This is a genomic window from Pseudomonas sp. NPDC096917 (assembly GCF_044762555.1).
Taxonomy (GTDB): Bacteria; Pseudomonadota; Gammaproteobacteria; order Pseudomonadales; family Pseudomonadaceae; genus Aquipseudomonas.
Window position 1 is genome coordinate 1 of sequence record NZ_JBIWEO010000056.1, and the last position, 1,321, is coordinate 1,321.

Sequence of the window (1,321 nt, forward strand, 5' to 3'; positions counted from 1 at the left end):
GGTTTAACGGTTCAAATATTCAGAGGATCCAGCTATGAGTAGCGGACGTATCGTTCAAATCATCGGCGCCGTTATCGACGTGGAATTTCCACGCGACAGCGTACCGAGCATCTACAACGCGCTGAAAGTACAAAGCGCGGCCGGAACCACTCTGGAAGTTCAGCAGCAGCTGGGCGACGGCGTGGTTCGTACCATTGCGATGGGTTCCACCGAGGGCTTGAAGCGCGGTCTGGAAGTCACCGACTCTGGCGCAGCCATCTCCGTACCTGTCGGTAAAGCGACTCTGGGCCGGATCATGGACGTTCTGGGCAACCCGATCGACGAAGCTGGCCCGATTGACACCGAAGAGCGTTGGGGCATTCACCGTCCAGCACCGTCCTTCGCTGAGCAAGCAGGCGGCAACGACCTTCTGGAAACCGGCATCAAGGTTATCGACCTTATCTGCCCGTTTGCAAAAGGCGGTAAGGTGGGTCTGTTCGGTGGCGCCGGTGTAGGCAAAACCGTAAACATGATGGAACTGATCCGTAACATCGCCATGGAACACAGCGGTTACTCCGTGTTCGCTGGTGTGGGTGAGCGTACTCGTGAGGGTAACGACTTCTACCACGAGATGAAGGATTCCAGCGTACTGGACAAAGTGGCACTGGTTTACGGTCAGATGAACGAGCCGCCGGGTAACCGTCTGCGCGTAGCACTGACCGGCCTGACCATGGCCGAGAAGTTCCGTGACGAAGGTAACGACGTACTGTTGTTCGTTGACAACATCTACCGTTACACCCTGGCCGGTACTGAAGTATCCGCACTGCTGGGCCGTATGCCTTCGGCAGTAGGTTACCAGCCGACTCTGGCTGAAGAGATGGGTACTCTGCAAGAGCGCATCACTTCGACCAAAAACGGTTCGATCACTTCGATCCAAGCGGTATACGTACCTGCGGATGACTTGACTGACCCGTCGCCAGCGACCACGTTCGCCCACTTGGACGCCACCGTTGTATTGTCCCGTGACATCGCCTCCCTGGGTATCTACCCAGCGGTTGATCCACTGGACTCGACTTCGCGCCAGCTGGACCCGAACGTAATCGGTCAGGAACACTACGACACCGCTCGTGGCGTTCAGTACGTGTTGCAGCGTTACAAAGAACTGAAGGACATCATTGCGATTCTGGGTATGGACGAGCTGTCGGAAACCGACAAGCAGTTGGTATCTCGCGCTCGTAAGATCCAGCGTTTCTTGTCTCAGCCGTTCTTCGTGGCTGAAGTCTTCACTGGTGCTTCGGGTAAATACGTTTCCGTGTAAGACACCATTGCTGGCTTCACAGGC

At 56.0% G+C, this 1,321-nt stretch carries 1 pseudogene; it reads left to right on the top strand.

The annotated features are described in order from the left end of the window. Nucleotides 1–34: 34 nt before the first annotated feature. A pseudogene (gene atpD / locus ACIQYF_RS23745) lies at nt 35–1,294 on the top strand (F0F1 ATP synthase subunit beta); the annotation flags it as partial. Nucleotides 1,295–1,321: the final 27 nt, after the last annotated feature.